General features: G+C 68.9%; 19 protein-coding genes. 5 read left to right on the forward strand and 14 right to left on the reverse strand.

From position 1 onward, the window contains the following. Positions 1-11 precede the first annotated feature (11 nt). The 5 genes from AB0E69_RS11960 to AB0E69_RS11980 form a co-directional block, all read right to left on the reverse strand. On the reverse strand, positions 12-3176 hold the full coding sequence (locus AB0E69_RS11960) for a DUF87 domain-containing protein (protein WP_360143089.1): 3165 nt from the start codon (positions 3174-3176) through the stop codon (positions 12-14). Further along, positions 3173-3796, reverse strand: coding sequence for a hypothetical protein (locus AB0E69_RS11965; protein ID WP_360143091.1), 624 nt, complete (start codon positions 3794-3796; stop codon positions 3173-3175). The genes AB0E69_RS11960 and AB0E69_RS11965 overlap by 4 nt, the downstream gene beginning before the upstream one ends. A gap of 39 nt (positions 3797-3835) precedes the next feature. Then, a complete protein-coding gene (locus AB0E69_RS11970) occupies positions 3836-4945 on the reverse strand; it encodes a hypothetical protein (RefSeq protein WP_360143093.1) in 1110 nt (369 codons plus the stop codon). Further along, positions 4942-5454: a DUF4365 domain-containing protein gene (locus AB0E69_RS11975; RefSeq protein ID WP_360143095.1), complete on the reverse strand. Its 513-nt coding sequence runs from the start codon at positions 5452-5454 to the stop codon at positions 4942-4944. The genes AB0E69_RS11970 and AB0E69_RS11975 overlap by 4 nt, the downstream gene beginning before the upstream one ends. Before the next feature lie 110 nt (positions 5455-5564). After that, on the reverse strand, positions 5565-6236 hold the full coding sequence (locus AB0E69_RS11980) for a GNAT family N-acetyltransferase (protein WP_360143097.1): 672 nt from the start codon (positions 6234-6236) through the stop codon (positions 5565-5567). A gap of 87 nt (positions 6237-6323) precedes the next feature. Between AB0E69_RS11980 and AB0E69_RS11985 the strand changes: the two genes are divergently transcribed. Next, positions 6324-7250: a hydroxymethylglutaryl-CoA lyase gene (locus AB0E69_RS11985; RefSeq protein ID WP_360143099.1), complete on the forward strand. Its 927-nt coding sequence runs from the start codon at positions 6324-6326 to the stop codon at positions 7248-7250. Positions 7251-7410: 160 nt separating this feature from the next. Next, on the forward strand, positions 7411-8250 hold the full coding sequence (locus tag AB0E69_RS11990) for a helix-turn-helix transcriptional regulator (protein WP_360143101.1): 840 nt from the start codon (positions 7411-7413) through the stop codon (positions 8248-8250). Here the strand turns inward: AB0E69_RS11990 and AB0E69_RS11995 are convergent. Both AB0E69_RS11995 and AB0E69_RS12000 read right to left on the reverse strand, forming a co-directional pair. Next, positions 8225-8611, reverse strand: a complete 387-nt coding sequence (locus AB0E69_RS11995) for a VOC family protein (RefSeq protein ID WP_360143103.1) — start codon at positions 8609-8611, stop codon at positions 8225-8227. The two genes, AB0E69_RS11990 and AB0E69_RS11995, sit on opposite strands and share 26 nt — an antisense overlap. Further along, on the reverse strand, positions 8611-9306 hold the full coding sequence (locus AB0E69_RS12000) for an EcsC family protein (RefSeq protein WP_360143105.1): 696 nt from the start codon (positions 9304-9306) through the stop codon (positions 8611-8613). The genes AB0E69_RS11995 and AB0E69_RS12000 overlap by 1 nt, the downstream gene beginning before the upstream one ends. Before the next feature lie 128 nt (positions 9307-9434). Between AB0E69_RS12000 and aat the strand changes: the two genes are divergently transcribed. Further along, complete coding sequence (gene aat, locus AB0E69_RS12005) at positions 9435-10100, forward strand: leucyl/phenylalanyl-tRNA--protein transferase (RefSeq protein WP_360143107.1); 666 nt, start codon at positions 9435-9437, stop codon at positions 10098-10100. Here the strand turns inward: aat and AB0E69_RS12010 are convergent. After that, entirely contained in the window at positions 10093-10779 is a 687-nt protein-coding gene (locus AB0E69_RS12010) for a TetR/AcrR family transcriptional regulator (protein ID WP_360143109.1), read from the reverse strand. The two genes, aat and AB0E69_RS12010, sit on opposite strands and share 8 nt — an antisense overlap. 111 nt (positions 10780-10890) lie before the next feature. Here AB0E69_RS12010 and AB0E69_RS12015 point away from each other — a divergent pair, with 111 nt between their 5' ends. Continuing rightward, positions 10891-11361 (forward strand): nitroreductase family deazaflavin-dependent oxidoreductase, encoded by a 471-nt coding sequence (locus AB0E69_RS12015; protein WP_360143111.1) that lies wholly within the window; start codon positions 10891-10893, stop codon positions 11359-11361. Here the strand turns inward: AB0E69_RS12015 and AB0E69_RS12020 are convergent. After that, positions 11351-12349, reverse strand: a complete 999-nt coding sequence (locus AB0E69_RS12020; protein ID WP_360143113.1) for an NAD(P)-dependent alcohol dehydrogenase — start codon at positions 12347-12349, stop codon at positions 11351-11353. The two genes, AB0E69_RS12015 and AB0E69_RS12020, sit on opposite strands and share 11 nt — an antisense overlap. 76 nt (positions 12350-12425) lie before the next feature. Between AB0E69_RS12020 and AB0E69_RS12025 the strand changes: the two genes are divergently transcribed. Then, positions 12426-13499, forward strand: coding sequence for an adenosine deaminase (locus AB0E69_RS12025; RefSeq protein ID WP_360143115.1), 1074 nt, complete (start codon positions 12426-12428; stop codon positions 13497-13499). 86 nt (positions 13500-13585) lie between these two features. On the opposite strand, the gene AB0E69_RS12030 is transcribed toward AB0E69_RS12025, so the two are convergent. The 5 genes from AB0E69_RS12030 to AB0E69_RS12050 form a co-directional block, all read right to left on the reverse strand. Further along, on the reverse strand, positions 13586-14389 hold the full coding sequence (locus tag AB0E69_RS12030) for an ABC transporter permease (protein WP_360143117.1): 804 nt from the start codon (positions 14387-14389) through the stop codon (positions 13586-13588). Then, on the reverse strand, positions 14386-15363 hold the full coding sequence (locus AB0E69_RS12035) for an ATP-binding cassette domain-containing protein (RefSeq protein ID WP_360143119.1): 978 nt from the start codon (positions 15361-15363) through the stop codon (positions 14386-14388). Before AB0E69_RS12035 ends, AB0E69_RS12030 begins: the two co-directional genes overlap by 4 nt. 147 nt (positions 15364-15510) lie before the next feature. Then, complete coding sequence (locus AB0E69_RS12040; protein WP_360143121.1) at positions 15511-16206, reverse strand: PadR family transcriptional regulator; 696 nt, start codon at positions 16204-16206, stop codon at positions 15511-15513. A gap of 118 nt (positions 16207-16324) precedes the next feature. Continuing rightward, positions 16325-16615, reverse strand: a complete 291-nt coding sequence (locus tag AB0E69_RS12045; protein ID WP_360143123.1) for a hypothetical protein — start codon at positions 16613-16615, stop codon at positions 16325-16327. Between the two features lie 106 nt (positions 16616-16721). Next, complete coding sequence (locus AB0E69_RS12050) at positions 16722-17675, reverse strand: helix-turn-helix domain-containing protein (RefSeq protein WP_360143125.1); 954 nt, start codon at positions 17673-17675, stop codon at positions 16722-16724. Between the last annotated feature and the right edge of the window lie 36 nt (positions 17676-17711).

Genomic DNA, 17711 nt, shown 5'->3' on the forward strand with positions numbered 1-17711 from the left:
CCAGGAGGTATTCAGGCCCGTCGGGCCCGTTCGACGACCTCGTCGGCGGTCAGCGCACTGGGTGGGTGGTAGCTCAGACACATCGGGACCCGGATCTTCTCGGGGGCATGTCCTTCCTTGGCGGCGTAGAAGTTTCCGGCCGACAGGCGACCGATGTCGTCGACGCGGCCGCCCTTGGCCTTGGCGATCTCTACCGCCGCATTGATCTGCGCACCGGAATTGAGCAATCCGAAGAATTGCGTCGTGGCATTGCCAGGGATCCGGTTGTGCAGCCCCTTGGGCGCCTGCGTCGCGAAGACCAGGCCGAGTCCGTACTTGCGCGCCTGCGCGACCAGGGCGAGAGTGCTGGCGGTACAGGCCGTAGCGGGTGCCGTCGGCGCGAACGTCTGCGCTTCGTCCATGACCAGCAGGCCACCCAATGGCCGGTCACCGGCTGGATTCCGCTTGATCCAGGCGAACAGCGCCATCTGCAGTTGGTTCACGAAGCTCTGCCGCTGGTCATCGCTGGGCAGTCCGACCAAGCTGATCACCGAGACCCGGGCGCGGTAACCGTCGGCCGGGGTCAGCAGAACCCCCGGGTCGAGCGGCTGCCCGGCGCCACCGAAGAGCGGATCGTTCACCATTTCCGCCATCAGCGCCTCAGCCATGTCCGCAGCCACCTTGGGTGCGGTGCGCAGGCTGCTCACGCCGTGCGGGAGGTCGGACAGGAGCTCGATGAAATCACGCAGGTCGGCCTGACCGTCGCGGGCGAAGTACCGCAGCGCCTCGGTGAGGACCGCCTGTCCGGTCTTGACCTTGCGCCCAGTGAGCTGTGTCCGCGGCATCAGGCCGGCCACGGCGGCGTCGACGGCATCTGTGAACTCGTCGGCGTCGTCCAGGACATCGCTGAAGTCCGGGAGCGGACGGAACGCGAGCGGACGGCCCTTGGACCGCCGCGGCGTCCACACCACCACATCGGTGCCGGCCAGGTACTCACGGGACTTCTCCGCGTCGCCCTCCGCCCAGCCCGTCGGCGCTTCCGGCCAGGCGTCCCCCAACCGCGCCAGGTCGTTGTTGGGATCGAGCACGATCGAGGACACCCCGTGCAGCGCGCATTCCTCGATCAGCCGACGCAGCAGCACGGTCTTGCCCGATCCAGACCCGGCGAATGTGACCACGTGCTTCCGGAGCGACTGCAGCGGCACGACGTACTCCGCTCGACCGGCGCGGCCGATCGGAACCATCGGCTCAGCTGCCGACGTCGCGACCGGAGCCGACCCGGTACGGCGACGAGCAAGCGGCTGCTCCGCGGCAGGCTGCTCCGCGGGAGGCGGCTCCGCGACAGGCTGCTCGACCGTCGACTGTTCCGGGCGCGAAACGACCGCTTCGCCGGCCGGGAACACGCGGCGGAAGAGCTCGGATGAGCCGGCCGGCCGGCGCGCGACCAGCCACTGTAGGAAGCCAGGATCAGGGCGCCGCCGGAGCGCATCAAGGGCCGAGAAGGTCTTCAGATCCTCGACCGTGAGCGGGAGTGACAGCCCGCCCGCAGCGGCGAACTCCGCGATCTCCTCCCGCGTCTTCGGTCCGCCCGACCACGGGGTGTTGCGCAGCACGACCAGGTTCCGCTTCGGCATCCCCGGCTCGAGACCGGCCTCCGTACGCGCGGCGCGCAACCGTGTCAGCGCCGCCCGGGCGTGCTCACTCGCGATCGCGCGGAAGGACCAATGCATCTCGTCGTCGGTCTGCTCGTCCAGCGTCCGTCGCAAGCGGGCGTGCAATGCCGGCTTCGTCCCCGGTTGCGGGTCCAGCTCGAAGTCCTGACCACCCTCCCCAAGCTCCGCGATGTACGCGCTCAACGCGGCAGCCAGCAGATTCGGAATGCGCTGGTCCTCCGTCTTGGGGTCCAGGGCCGCGTCGATGTCCGCCGTCTCCCGCAGCTCGGCGAACTTGGCATCGAGCCTGGCGAGCCCAGAAGGTGCCGAGTGCTTGCCCGGCCGCACCGGCGCTGGCTCGGCTTGCTCGTCCAGACTGGCAAGTTCGACCAGCCTGTCCGTCTCGAGACACGTTCGAATGTGCGCGTCGACTCGCTGCAGCAGCCGCCTGGGGGTGTAGTCCCGCGCACCGTCGTTCTCGAACGCCGAGCGCAGTACGGGCCAGGTGGTGTACGGCGGGGTGAAGCCGGCCGCCGAATACAGCCCAGCGAGCCGCCGCGCCACCAGATCGACCGCGATACCTGGCTCCGGCAGCTGGCTCTGCATCCGGACGACCCGGAAGCGGTCCGCTGCCGGACTGGTCGCCACATTGAGGATCAGCTGCCACGTCGCCGGTATGCAGGCCACTACCGTCAGCGTGCGCTGTGTCAGCTCCCTGAGCTCCATCAGGCCGTCTGCCAGCTCATTGACCAGGCGGTTCCTCGCGTCGCGTCCCGCAGTACTGTCCGTGCGGCCTGGCGCGACCTGTGCCATCACGCTGTCGATCTGGTCGACCGCAAGCACCGTGGGCCCAGTAAGGGCCAACAGGCGGGACAGGTCGCCTAGGATCTGTTGCGGCAGCCGCCGGCCACGCCGGAAGCCCCAGACGTCGCGGTCCTTCTCCTCGACGTCGCCGTCCAACTCGAAGTAGCTGTAGCCGACCTCCTGAGCAGCTGGGTCAGGGCTCCGGTACAGCACCAGGGCGCGTGCGGTGTTCTGACAGTCCGAACCGACCCGGGCGTCGATCCGCTTGAGCCCAGCAATGAAGGCATCGAGGTCCACCCGGCTGGCCGCCCGCTGACCCCGCAGACCGGCCTGGAGCTCAGGATCGAGGCCGGCAAGCTCGCCGAGCCGACTCAGCAGGACAGTCAGCTGGTCGCCCTGACCAGGATGGAAACCGTCGAGGATGCCGCGGACCGCGCTTGGCCAGAACGACGCACCATTGACCAGCTTGATCAGGAAGAAGTACCCCTCGGTCTCCTGGACCTGTTGCCGGACCCAGCCGAGCAGATGGGTCTTGCCGACGCCCTTCTCGCCCTCCAGTGCGATCCCGATCGGGCTACCGCTCGTGCTCCGTCGCGCCGTGGCGACAGACGCCAGTACCGTCCCGATGACGTTCGCGTGCAGGCCGGCCACGTGATGCTCCGCTGGAGTCCAGATCGCGTCCGGAGTGACCGCCCAGTTGAACTGCACAGCGGTCAGCGCGGCGCGTTCGTCATCCCTCATAGGTTCTCGATGTTCAGGAGGTGGCGGCTGCTACCGCCGAACCGGACCGCGGCCTCGTGGTCGGCGTCGGTGAGGGCCTGCTGGTTCGCCTCCGCCTGCACATGGACGCCTGGCTCGCGGGAGAGCTTCTGCAGCGCTGCGTCGACCTCCTCACGTGGGAGGTGCGGCAGCTCGGCGCGGAGGGCAGCAAGACCCACCCAGGGCAGTCCTGACGCCGCACTGACCTTCTGGTAGGCGGCTCTGATCTGGCTCTCCACGTCCTGCTCTTCGGTGGGCGCTGGGAACAGATCGGCCAGCACCTGCCCAGTTCGCTGCAGATAGCGCTGCAAGGCGCCCAGTACGGCGTACAGCGCACCTCCGACCGATCCGGCCCGATCAGGGCGCTCCGAGCCGAGCTCCTTCGTGCACCAGGCGCTCCCGTCGTCGGTGAGCTCGTGGACGAACGCGCGGCCCTCCTTGCGGCTGGTCACCAGCTTGAGGTCATTCAGCTTGTACCTGCTCGGACCGTCCAGGCTGAGCCCGGCGGTCTCTCGGAGCTGCGCGTTGGTGAGGGGTCGCGCCTCGGCCATCAGTGCGAGCAGCACTGAGCGCTCCTTGAGGGTCAGCGATTCAGCGGGCACAGGTCGGTCCTCCGGGTCGGTCGGTCAATTGCTCGTACGTCACTGCGGGTCCTGCTGATCGAGAACACGGATGCCACCGGCGTCGGCGAGGATGCGCACGGGCCGCATGCGGTCGGTCCACGTACCGGTGACCTCGATGCGCTTCTGACCTTGGTGAGCGGCCAGTGCCAGCTCGTAGTCCGCCTGCTCGGCCAGACGGACCCAGATCACTCGCCGCGTCGGCCGGCGGTCCCCGGCTGTCAGTTGGCCGCGTACCTTGACACGCCAGCGGTCGTCACCGGTCGCGCTGTCGTGCAAAGCCTCGATCTGGCCCACGATGGTCGCCGGCCCATCCAGCTCGGGCACGTGCACTGATGCCGCGGGCAGGCTCAGCCGCTCGTCGAGCTGTCGTGAGATGTCCTGGATGGCCTCACCCGCACCGGCGGGGAACGCCAGGAGCTGATCGGGCAGTTCGGACGGGACCCCGCGACCCCAGTGGAACTCGAGCTGGAACGGCCGAGTCAGCTCCTCGCCGGCGAGCGTGCTCAGCGCCGTGCAGAACTCGGAGTCAACCGCGCCGGCGAGCTCCCATCGCGGATTGCCGACGTCGAGCGCACGCCGTACCGCGGTGGCGGCTTGATACATGCGCAAGAGCACCTGGCGGCCGACCGGGTAGCCGTTGGGTCCGAACTGGATCGGGATCGCAAATGCCCAGGCGATCTGCTCGCTGGTAACGGTGCCAAGCTGAACACCCCGGAGCAGGTCGGCCACAGCGTTGTCCGTCCCACTCTGGAACCGCGGTGCGGACAACACCTCCGCTGCTGCGGTTCGCAGCATGCCGTGTACGCCCTGGAGCGCGCCCAGGCCCGAGTTCAGGGGGACGAAGCCCTCAGGGCCGGCCGCGGCCGGGGACACGTAGACGGTCGAGTCGATCAGGGGATAGGCGATGTCGCGGGCCACCTCGGTGACCGGGCGGTTCTCGACGTGTCCCAGGGTCGCCAGCAGCTCGCGGAGCCGAGCCACGCCGTCACCCATTCCGTCCCGCGGCGGGACGAGGACCTCGTCGGAGCCGTTCGACCAGATTGTGGCGCCGTGCCAGATCTGTTCCGTGCGCGACCAGCCGGCGTCGGCCAGATATTCGTTGACGTCACCAACGCTGATCTCGGTCATCCGCGGTCCTGGTCCGGATCGGCGCTGATCAGCCGGCGCAGCGTGTTGACGGTCAGCACGTTCGCCGTCGGTACGTCGATCCGGACGTGCTTCGCGCTGCTCGGTTGCTCGATCAGCTCCTCGTTGCGGAGCGAGACGTAGTACCCGACATCGCGCAGCAGCAGGCCACCGGTGTTGAGCGCGGCGTACTCCGCTGCGTCCTTCGGCACGATGATCAGGAACAGATACCGCGGTACGACGAAGTTCGCGCCGGCGAGACGGTTGAACTGCTTCTGGTTGAGGCCGTCGTAGTCGAACGCGGCCGCGCGGCGCCGTGGGCGGGAGGTGGTCTTGATCTGCACCTCGATCATCGGCGCCCAGCCGCGCAGCGACTGGCCCGGCAGCTTGATGCAGAGGTCGACGCCGTCGTGGTCGACATCGTCCTTGGAAACCAGCAGGCCGGCCGCGGACGCGAGGACCCGAACATAGTCCTCACCGAACTTGCCCTGATGCACAAGCGCGTCAAGCATCCGACCCCCGGAACGCCAGCCGATCCCCCGCACTACCTGTTCGACCCTAGGGGGCTAGACCGCAGTTGTCAGCCGGGTCGGCGTTTCGTCGGGCTCTACTGGGCCGTAGGTCATTTGACCAGGAGAGCCTCGGATCCGACCGGTTTGTAGCCGGCTGCGAGGAAGGTGCGGAAGGAGGCGGCGTTGCCGGGGGTTACCTGGGCCCAGATGCTGGTGGTCGGCGGGATGAGGGCGCGGGCGGCGTAGGCCAGGCGGCGGCCGGTGCCGTGGCCGCGGTCTGCCGGCGGTACCTCGATCGCGCACTCGAGCCGGCCGGCCAACCCGCGCCCGATGATCACCAGGCCCCCGAGGCCGACGCCGGTGTCCGCGTGGCCGGGGTTGGCGCCGTACACGCGGACTTCTTCGCGGTAGCGCCAGGCTCGGTCCACCCGGGGGTGGTTCAGGTTGGTCAGCTCGGTCAGGGTTGCGGTGGCGGTGGTGCGTTCGGCGGGGTCGGTGAGGGCGGGGGCCAGAAGCATGGCGTCAATGGAACTGACGCGGCGGCCGGTGAGTTCCGCGAGGGCGGAGAGGAACGGCGGGTTGGTCGGGGCGGCGAGGTCGCCCGGTGGGACCCGCTCCGCGACCCAGGCCGGGTCGACGTCGGCGGCGATCACGATGTGACCGCTGAACGCGACCACGCAGCACTCGCGGTCGGCCGGCGCGGGTACGACGCTGACGCCGAGGTCCGGGGGTGGGTACACGCCCTTTTCGACCCGACGCAGAATGTCAGCAAGAGTTGTCATCACGAGCATTGTCACGGAGACCCCGGGCGAGCTCGCTCCCTGAGGCGCTACCCACACGCCACGTCGGATCCCACGGAGGGCAGCAGGATGCGGAAACCGCAGTTGGTGCGGGCGGACGGTTTGCCCGAGCGGGTCACGATCTACGAGGTCGGGCCGCGGGACGGGCTGCAGAACGAGTCAGCGATCGTCGACGTCGAGGTCAAGGCCGAGTTCATCCGGCGGTTGGTGGATGCGGGGCTGACGACGGTCGAGACGACGAGTTTCGTCCACCCGAAGTGGGTACCGCAGCTGGCCGATGCCACGGAGCTGCTGGAGCGACTGGACCTGCCCGAGGGCGTCCGCGCGCCGGTCCTGGTGCCGAACGAGCGCGGTCTGGATCGCGCGCTCGCGGCCGGGGTGCGGGAGATTGCGATCTTCGCGAGCGCGACGGAGACGTTTGCGGCGAAGAATCTGAACTCGACGCTGGACGACCAGTTCGCGATGTTCACGCCGACCGTCGAGCGTGCGCTGGCCGCGGGGCTGGCGGTCCGCGGGTACGTGTCGATGTGTTACGGCGATCCGTGGGAGGGCGACGTACCGATCGATCAGGTGGTCAAGGTCGGCGCCCGCCTGGTCGAGCTCGGCTGCCACGAGCTGTCGCTGGGTGACACGATCGGCGTCGCAACCCCGGGGCAGGTCACGGCCCTCATCTCAGCCTTCACCGCGGCTGGCGTCGGGGTCGATCACCTGGCAGTCCACTTCCACGACACGTACGGCCAGGCCCTGGCCAACACCCTCACCGCCCTCCGCGAAGGCGTCACCACCGTCGACAGCTCAGCCGGCGGCCTGGGCGGCTGCCCGTACGCCGAATCCGCCACCGGCAACCTCGCCACCGAGGACCTCCTCTGGCAACTGGACGGCCTAGGCATCCACACCGGCGTCGACCTGCCCAAGCTGGTCGCCACCAGCACCTGGATGGCCGAACAACTCCACAAGCCATCACCCAGCCGCGTCGTCCAGGCATTGGCTGGCTGAGCGCGCCCGGCGCCTGCACCAGCTGTCGTCGTGCAGGGGCTGGCTGGGTGAGTACGCCTCGCCCCCTGTTCTTCCGCTTCGAGTTTATCGGGGATCGGGGGAGGGGAGGTTGAGTTATCCACAGGGCGGAACTGTCGGTGGGGGCCGGGAGGATGGTGGGGTGAGTACTTACCGGGTTGAGCTTGGGGAGTTCTTGAAGGCTCGGCGGGCGCGGGTTTCGCCGGGGTCTGTGGGGTTGCCGGAGGGTGGGCGGCGGCGGACGCCTGGGCTCCGGCGGGAGGAGTTGGCGCAGCTCGCCGGCGTGGGCGTGACTTGGTACACCTGGCTCGAGCAGGGGCGCGAGATCAACGTCAGCGGCCAGGTGCTGGATGCCGTCGCGGCGACGCTGCAGCTGAGTCCGGTGGAGCGCGAGCACCTGTATCGCCTGGCCGAGGCGACCCCGGTGCGGCTGCCCAGGCCGACCGAGTGCGCGAGCGAGGCCGTGCTGAGCGAGATTCTCGACACGCTCGATCCGCTGCCGGCGCTGATCACCAACAAGCGGTTCGACATCGTCCGGTCGAACGCGGCGTACCGCGAGCTGTTCCACGACTGGCACGCGCTGCCCTGCGTCCACAAGAACGTGCTCTGGTGCATCATCACCGAGCCGTCCGCCCGGGAGCAGCTGGTCAACTACGACAACGAGGTCGCGTACCTCGTCGCTCGCCTGCGCTCGGCGTACGGCGAACACATCGGCGACCCCGACTGGGAGACCGACCTGGCCCGTCTGCAGTCGACCAGCCCGGAGTTCACCGAGCTCTGGTCCCGCCACGAGGTCGCCGACTGCACGCCGAGGCCACGACACATCGTCCACCCGACAACCGGCGACATGCACTTCAACGTCACCGAGCTGGCCCTCCCGGCGCACCCCGACCTGCTGCTCTTCGTCGAGACCCCGGCCGACGACGAAACCCGCCGGAAGCTCCCGCTCACCAGGTTCAGCGCGACTCCGGCGGCCCACTAGCAGTCCGCCACGTGGTCAGGCAGAACGGATGCCCCGCCGGATCCAGAAACACCCGGAACACCGACGGCTCCGGCTGCACCGACGTCGGCGTACCGCCCGCCGCGACCACCAGCTCCTGCTCCGCGTCCAGATCGGCGGCCATGAAGTCCAGGTGACACTGCTGCGGCACCCGCGAATCCGGCCACGTCGGCGCCCGGTAGTTCAGGTCCCGCTGAAACCCGATGCTGAAGCCGTCGAACCGAAGCTCGACGAAGGAGTCCGTCACCACCGCCAACGACCCACCCGCGACCCGCTGGTAGAACGACCCCAGCGCCACCGGATCCGGGCAGTCCAGCGTCGGCCCCCAGAACGGAGCGACCACTACTGCTCGATCGGCCGACGCACTCGCCGGATCAGGCTCTTGTCCGCGAACTGACCGACCCGGTACGTCGACCACCCGTCGACCCCGGCGCCGACGGCGCCGCCGAGCAACGGCACGCGGCGCGTCACCGTCAGCGCCATCCGCTTCCCGCCGATCCGCGCGATCAGCTCCGCTACGACCTCGCCCGCGACCTGGCGGTCCAGGTCCGGATCGAACACCGGCGCCGTCGCGATCGCCAGCGGTGACGTGACGAGACTCGCCTTCCGCAGTCGGTCCGTCACCCCGTCCTCACCGAGCAGGCAGGTGATCACCGCGGTACGCACCCGCGGGTCGCCCAGGTCGTACCCGCGCAGGTGCGCGATCGACGCCACCATCCGCGCCTGGACGACGGCTAGCCCGGTCAAGTTGGCCGGCAGCGCGACCGGAAGCGTGACCAGACCGCCGATGCTGGTGACGAACCCCTGCACCCCGGCCAGCCGGATGTGCTGGTCGATCACGGCATCGATCGCGAGCTCGACGTCACCGTCGGACCTGGCGAGCTTGCTCTCGGCGAGCTGCTCGGCGCCCGGGAACCGCTGGTACCCGTCGATGGCGATCTCGAGGACCTGGCGCAGCACCCCGGCCGCGGCCTGCGGCGCGAACCGCTGCGCGGCGGGCGCGAGACTACTGGCGACGAACCTGGCTACTCCGGCCACGGATGGCTCCTTCCCGCCCTCCCCCGCGTCCGGAGCCTGGGCGTGCTTCAACTCTACGTGGCCCAACCGAACGCGCCACTCGGGAGAAACCCTCGGTGTCCCCTGGGTCGGTGGGTGAGGATGGTGCTGTGCCTGTCGAGCCTGCTGCGTCTGTCTGGGAGTTCCCGCCGGTCGGGGTGGCCGGGCCGAGCGACGTGGTCGCGGGCGGCGCGGACCTGGCGCCGGGGACCGTGCTGGCGGCGTACCGGCGCGGGTTGTTCCCGATGCCGGACCACCGCGGTTCGATCCTCTGGTGGTCGCCGGTCGACCGCGGCGTGATCGAGGTCGCCGGGTACCGGCCGTCACGGTCGCTGCGGCGGGCCCGGGCGAAGTACGAGATCCGCGTGAACACCGCGTTCGACCGGGTGATCCGCGCTTGCGGCGACCCGCGGCGGCCCGGGTTCTGGATCGACGACGACATCATCGCGGCGTACACGGAGCTGCACCGGCTCGGCTGGGTGCACTCGGTCGAGGCGTGGGACGGCGACGAGCTCGCCGGCGGCCTGTACGGTGTCGCGATCGGTGGGCTGTTCGCCGGTGAGTCGATGTTCCACCACAAGACCGACGGCTCGAAGGCGGCGGTGGCCGGGACGATCGAGCTGCTCGACGACGAGTACGCCGCCGGCCGCGTCTTCGACATCCAGTGGGTGACCGACCATCTGGCCACCCTCGGCGCTACCGAGATCCCCCGGGAGTCCTATGTACGGCGGCTGGAACTGGCAATCGAGCTGCCGCTGCCGAAAGCGTTCACCTGAGCCCGATGAAGGCCGCCATCTGCCGCGACGCCGAGTCGAAGAACTCGTCGGCCGGGTCCATCGAGCCGACCAGCTGACCGAACAGCTCGAAGCTGATCATGCCGAACAGCTGCGTCCACACGATGATCGTCCGAACCAGTACCGCGGTCGGGACCTCCGGCGCCAGCTCGACCAGTACCTGCGCCTGCTGAGCCAGTACGCCGGTAGGCGTCGGAGCGTCAGGTGGTACTGCGAGCCGGCCCGACGCCTGGGCCCGTCGCAGGAGGTCGAGGAGCAGCAACGGGACCCGAGTCGCCGGAGCGACCGTCGTCTGCGGCGCCTTGTAACCGCTGATCGGCGAGCCGTAGATCAGCGCGTACTCCTGTGGACAAGTACGCGCCCAGCTCCGCACCGCGCGGTAGATCGCCAGCCACTCCTCGAGCAGGTCGTCACCACCGGCCGCCGCCTCGGCCGCCTCGCCGAGCGCGTCGTACGCGTCGATGATCAGCGCGGTCAGCAGGTCGTCGCGGCTCCGGAAGTACCGGTACAGCGCGGACGACACCATGCCGAGCTCGCGCGAGACCGCGCGCAGCGACAGCGCCTCGGCGCCGACGGTCGTCAGCTGCCGCCTGGCCTCGACCTTGATCTCCTCGGTCAGCTCGGCCCGGGCGCGTTCACGGGCAGTACGTCCGGCGTTCATGAACCCAGTGTGCCACAGAAACGAGAGCACTGCTCTTGACAGGGATCAGCGATCTGGTGTTCACTGATCACAACAGAGAGCACCGCTCTCGCCGCCAAGAAAGAGACTGAGATGACCGAGTACAAGCAGACCTACGACAGCAAGCGCGTGTTCACCGGCTCGATGGGCAGCATGCGGGTGTTCAACTCGGTCGTCGCCCGGCTGACGAAGCTCGGTCTGAGCCTGATGGGCAGCCGGGTCCTCTCCGTCCAGGGCCGGAAGTCCGGCGAGTGGCGCAGTACGCCGGTGAACCTCCTGGTCATCGACGGCCAGCGGTACCTGGTCGCCCCGCGCGGCCACACCCAGTGGGTGAAGAACCTCCGCGCCAGCGGCGTGGGCCGGCTCCAGCTCGGCAGCAAGGTCGAGACCTTCCACGCGGAGGAGCTCGCCGACGCCGACAAGCTCCCCGTGCTGCGTCTCTACCTGAAGAAGTGGGCGTGGGAGGTCGGCGCGTTCTTCACCGGCGACGTCGACAAGAACTCCCCCGACGAGGTCCTGCACCACATCGCGCCGGGAGTCCCCGCCTTCAAGATCAATGCGTGATGACGACCTTGCCGAAGCCGCCGCCGTCCCAGTAGTAGCGGAAGGCCTCGGGCGTCCGGTCGAACGGAAAGACCCGGTCGATCACCGGACGCAGGCCGGACGCCGCGATCGCCTCGTTCATCGCGAGGAAGTGCGCGCGATGACCGAGCGCGATGGGACGCAGCGTCACCGACGAGGTGAAGAGCAGGCGAGCGTCGATCGGATCGGCCCCACCGAGTGAACCGACGAAGGCGACCTCGCCGCCCGTGGCGGTGGCGCGGGTCGATTCGTTCAACGCGCCGGCCACGTCGACGACATGGTCGACACCGCGGCCGTCGGTCAGTTCTCGAACCTGCTTGGCCCAGTCAGGCGTCGTACGCCGGTTGATCACCGCGTCCGCGCCGAGCTCGACCAGCCGCGCCGCCTTCTCGTCGCTGCCCGCCGTCGAGATCACGTGTGCGCCCAGCAGCTTCGCGAACTGCAGCGCGAACAGCGACACCCCGCCGGTTCCGAGCGTCAGCACGTGCTCGCCCGGCAGCAGTCCTTGACCATCGGTCAGTGCATTCCACGCAGTCACCGCGGCACACGGCAGCGTCGCAGCTTCTTCATAGCTCAGGTGCGACGGGATCGACACCAGCCCTTCCTGATCGAGTACGGCGTACTCCGTCAGCAGCCCGTCCAGCGATCCACCGAGCTGGTCGGCCCGGGCCAGATCGAACCGCCCGTCGAACCAGCGCGGGAACACGACCCCCAGCACCCGGTCCCCGACCGCGAACCGGTCTACGTCAGCGCCGATCCCGACGACCTCACCGGCGCCGTCCGACGCGGCGATGATGTCGTCGGCAACCGGCAGCGGATAGCGGCCTTCCAGGATGTTCAGTTCCCGCGCGCTCAACGAGTTGGCCCGGATCTTCACCAGGACCTCGGTGGGTCCAGGCTCCGGCACGGGGTGCTCGCGAAGCCGCAGACTCTCGAGGCCGCCGCCGTACGTCAGGTGATAGCTCTTCATGACGTCAACGGTCGCCCGGCGGCACCGGTCCTCTCAATTCCCGCCCGGGAATCGTCGCGGCTGCGAAGATGTCCGCATGATCACTCCCGAGCAGCTCGTCGCGGCGCCGAAGGTTCTTCTGCACGACCATCTCGACGGTGGGTTGCGGCCGCAGACGGTGGTCGATCTGGCGCAGGAGATCGGTCATGCGTTGCCGCGGACGGATGCGGTCGAGCTCGGGCAGTGGTTCGTGGACGCGGCCGATTCGGGGTCGTTGGAGCGGTACTTGGAGACGTTCGATCACACCGTCGCGGTGATGCAGACGGCTGAGGCGATCACGCGCGTGGCCAGTGAGTGCGTGCAGGATCTGGCGGCGGACGGCGTGGTGTACGCCGAGGTGCGGTACGCGCCGGAGCAGCACCTGACCCAGGGACTCAGCCTCGAGCAGGTCGTGGACGCTGTCCGGGAGGGCTTCGAGCACGGGATGGCGGTCGCGGAGCGGCCGATCGTGGCGCGGCAGCTGCTGACCGCGATGCGGCACAAGGCGCGGTCGATGGAGATTGCCGAGCTGTCGGTGGCGTACCGCGACGCCGGGGTGGTCGGGTTCGACATCGCCGGGGCCGAGGCCGGCTACCCGCCCACCCGGCACCTGGATGCGTTCGAGTACCTGCAGCGGGAGAACGCGCACTTCACCATCCACGCCGGCGAGGCGTTCGGGCTGCCGTCGATCTGGCAGGCGATCCAGTGGTGCGGCGCGGACCGACTCGGGCACGGCGTCCGGATCATCGACGACATCAACTACGACCCGTCCGGTGACAAGGCCGAGCTCGGCCGGCTGGCGGCGTACGTCCGGGACCGCCGGATCCCGCTCGAGATGTGCCCGAGCTCGAACCTGCAGACCGGCGCGGCCGACTCGCTCGCCGACCACCCGATCGGCCTGCTCACCAAGCTGCGCTTCCGGGTCACGGTCAACACCGACAACCGCCTGATGAGCGGTACGTCGATGAGCCGCGAACTCGCCCTGCTCGCCGACGCGTTCGGCTACGGCCTGGCCGACTTCCGCTGGTTCGCGATCAACGCGATGAAGTCCGCCTTCATCCCGTTCGACGAACGGCTGGCGATCATCGACGGAGTCATCAAGCCGTGGTACGCCGAAGCTCTGCAGGGGTGAGGAAGGAAAGAAAAGAAGAAAGAAGAGGGGGAGGGGGAGGTACGCCGAAGCCCTCGCCGGGTGAGGCGGCGAGGGCGGGCGCGGGGTCAGACCGAGCGCTGGTAGGTGCGGAAGGCGCGGGTCGAGATCCAGCCGACGATCAGGGCAAAGGCCAGCAGGTAGGCGCTGTGGTGGGCGACCGAGGACCAGTCGGGGTCGGCGGTGAGGGACTGGCGGGCCGCGATGGTGGCCCAGTCGACGGGGTTGAAGCGCGCCGCGACGGCGACCCAGTGCGGGGCCACCTTCGGGTCGATCATGATCGAGGACATGAAGGTGAGCGGCAGGGAGACGAACTGGGAGATGCCGATCAGGGCCTCCTGCTGCCGGGTGAGCAGCGCGACCGCGTTCGACAGCGAGCCGAATCCGATGCCGACCAGCATCGACACCCCGGCCGTGACCAGGTAGCCGACCGCGCCACCGTCGTACCGGGCCCCGGCCGCCATGCCGATCGCGAACACCAGGATCGTCTGGATCAGCGTCGTGGTCGCGTTGCTGATCAGCTGCCCGGCCATCAGCCCGCCGCGGCTGACCGGCGACGCGAGCAGCCGGTCCATCACGCCACGGTCCATGTCGACGATGAACGAGGTACCGCTCCAGCCACTCGTCATCAGCGCGGTCATCATCACGATGCCGGGCGTCAGGAACGCGATGTACGACGAGTCGCCGAAGCCCGGGATCCGCACCACGCCCTGGAACACCTGCCCGAACAGCAGCAACCAGATCGCGGGTTGCACCAGCGTGAACGCGATCAGCACCGGTTGTCGGTACGACGCCCGCAGCCAGCGGCCCGCGATGTACCGCGTGTGCGTGAGGAACCCGCTGGACGCCTGAGGTACTGCGATCGCGGTCATGCCGCCTCCTCCGCAACCTTGAACGAACGGCCCGTGTACTGCAGGTACACGTCGTCCAGCGACGGCCGCGACACCGTCACCGCCGTCACCGGAATCGCCTTGTCCTCGAGGACTCCCAGTACGGCGGGAACCGCGGTCGCGCCGCTGTCCACGCGGGCTCGCAGTATGTTGCCCTCTACAACAATCTCCCCGACGCCGGGCAACTGCCGGAGCAGCACGCGGACCGTGCCGTCGGTGTCCGGGTCGACCAGCTCGACGGCCACCGAGTCACCGCGGAGCTCGGCCTTCAGGCCGTCCGGGGTGCCCTCGGCAACGACCTTGCCGTGGTCGACGATGGCGAGCTGGTCGGCCAGCCGGTCGGCCTCCTCGAGGTAGTGCGTCGTCAGCAGTACGGTCAGACCTGCGCCGGACAGGCGGGTGATCTCGTTCCACAGGTCGGCGCGGGCCTCCGGGTCGAGACCGGTGGTCGGCTCGTCCAGGAACAGGACCTTCGGCCGGTGGACCAGGCCGAGCGCGACGTCCAGCTTGCGCTGCATACCGCCGGAGTACGTCTTCACCGGGCGGTCGCCGAAGTCGCTGAGGTCGAACCGTTTCAGCAGCTCGATGGCCCGCTGGGTCGCCGCGGCTCGGGACAGGCCGTAGATCCGGCCGCTGAGCACGAGGTTCTCGATGCCGGTCGCCACCGGGTCCGAGCTGGACTTCTGCGGGACGTACCCGATCGCGCGCCGGACCCGGTCCTGCTCGCGGTTGACGTCGTACCCGGCGACCTTGGCGGTGCCGGAGTCGGCCCGGGACAGGGTGGTCAGGATCTTGACGGTGGTGGACTTGCCGGCGCCGTTCGGGCCGAGCAGCCCGAGGACGACGCCCTCCGGGACGCTGACGGTCAGGCCGTCGAGCGCGCGGAGCGGTGGCTTCTTGCGGCCGGCCGGGTACGTCTTGACCAGGTCGGCCGCGTCGATGGCAGGTGTAGCCATGGTGGGGTGACTCCCTTGTGGTGGTGGGAGCCGGTCGTCGGCTGGCTATCCTGATGGGTGCGCCTTGGGTGCCAGGTCTTCGGACCGACTCGAGGAACCGCGGCCCTTGATCCTGGTGTTGCCGCACCGGATCGAGGGCCGCATCTTTCATTGGGCTTCGGGTGGTATCGCCTTCATCCAGGCGAAGTCCTGCCCGAAGTACTTGACCGGGTCCTTCAGCTGCTCGGCCGGGCTGATGCCCTGCTCGAGGAACAGCTTCCAGGCCTGGCGCCAGAACGTGATCCCGCCGAGCGCGTCGGTGCGAATCTCCTCCGTGAGCTGGTGCACGTACGCCGACTCCGCCTTCAGCAGCGCGAGCCGGAACTCGGACTCGACCCAGAAGATCCGCGGGAACTCCATCGCCGCCATGTGATCGTGCATGGCGACGGTTTCCTCGATCTCCGTGTCGACCGCCTTCAGCCGCTGCTCGAGCAGCTCGACGGCGCGGTCGGGCGGTAGGCCAGGCAGGTAGGCCAGGCCGGCCTCCAGCGGGTGGTACTCGCGGATCGGCGTACCGACGAGCTCGGTCAGCCAGTCGTTGAACTCGGCCGCCCCGGCCGCGGTGATCTGGTAGACGGTGCGCTCCGGCCGGTTGCCCTCCCGGACGGTCTCCAGCGCCTCGACGAACCCGTGCTTCTCCAGCGCGGCCACGACCGAGTAGAGCGAGCCGTAGTTCACCTTGATGCTGGAGTCCTTGCCCCGGGCGCGCAAGATCGTCGAGATCTCGTACGGGTGCATCGGCCGCTCGCTCAGACTCCCGAGCACCGCGAACGCCAGCGGATTCGCCACCTTACGTCTGGCCACCACACCACCCCGATCTCGAGTACTCGAAATCGAGTATTAGGACCGGGGTATCCGATGTCAAGTATTCAGAGCCGAGAAGCCGGGCACCCGTGGGGTGCCCGGCTCTCCGGGGGTCCGGCTATCGGCCGAGGCCGGTGCGGCCTCGAGCGGCGCCACCGTACCGGTGGCCGTGCTGGCCGCGGCCGGTGCCGAGCCGCTCACCCATCCCGGTGTCGGGCCGGCCGTGGTGCTCGTTGTCTTCCCGCCACTGCTGCAGGGAGGCCTTGCCTGCGGCTGCCTCGTCATCAAGCACTTCCTGGGCCGCCTCGTCGTTGTCCATCTGCGACCGGCCCCACCGGGCATCCCGCTCGAGGCGTTCCTTGTCCTTCTTCAGCGTCTGTTTGATCGGGTCCGGCTTCGGCTTCGCCATATTCGTCCTCTCAACGTCCAGGTTTTCCGTCGGATCGAGCAAGGTTCGACCGACATTGCCAACTGGACGCCGAGGATTTCAGCCCGTTTCCTGGGCGGCGAACTATTCAGCCTGTGGTTTGAAAGGTTCGGCGGTAGTCCTGGGGTGGGACGCCGACGACGCGGCGGAAGTGGTGGCGGAGGAGGGCGGCGGTGCCGAAGCCGGATTCGGCGGCGATCTGCTCGATGCCCATGCGGGTCTGCTCGAGCAGGGTGCGGGCGCGGAGGACGCGTTGGGTGGTGACCCACTTCAGGGGAGTGGTGCCGGTTTCGGCGACGAAGCGGCGGGCGAAGGTGCGCTCGGACATCCGGGCGCGGCGGGCCAGCGCGGGGACGGTGTGGTCGATGGTCAGGTTGTCGACCATCCAGTCCAGTACCGGCTGCAGGCTCTCGCCAGAGGACTCCGGCACCGGTACTTCGACGTACTGCCGCTGACCGCCGTCGCGCTGCGGCGGGACGACCATCCGGCGGGCGATCCGGGTCGCGACCGCGCTGCCGAGCTCGCGTCGGACCAGGTGCAGCGCCGCGTCGATCCCGGCTGCCGTGCCGGCGCTGGTGATGATGTTCCCGTCGTCGACGAACAACACGTCCGCGTCCAGCTTCGCGGTCGGGAACTGCTCGTTGAACTGCTTCACGTACCGCCAGTGCGTCGTGCACGCACGCCCGTCGAGCAGGCCGGCCGCACCGAGCACGAACGCCCCCGAGCACACCGTCAGCAAGATCGCGCCCCGCGCCTCGGCCCGCCGGAGCGCGTCCAGCACCCGCTCGTCGTACTCGTGCCGCCAGGTGGTCGCCGGGACCCCGATCAGGTCCGCGTCCTCGAGCTCCTCGAGCCCGTACGGCGCGATCACCTGCGAGTGGCTGCTGGTGTCCATCGGCACGCCCGGCGTGGTCGAGCACACCTTGAAGTCGAACGGTGGCACTCCGTCATCGGTGCGGTCGATCCCGAACACCTCGGACAGCACCCCGAACTCGAACAGGGCGACGTCCTCCATCAGTACGACGGCGATTTTCTGCAGCATCCCGACAGTATGGCAGGATCTTGTGGGAGTATGTCA

Origin of the sequence: Kribbella sp. NPDC026611, assembly GCF_040638345.1 — a bacterium.
In the GTDB taxonomy this organism is placed as follows: Bacteria; Actinomycetota; Actinomycetes; order Propionibacteriales; family Kribbellaceae; genus Kribbella.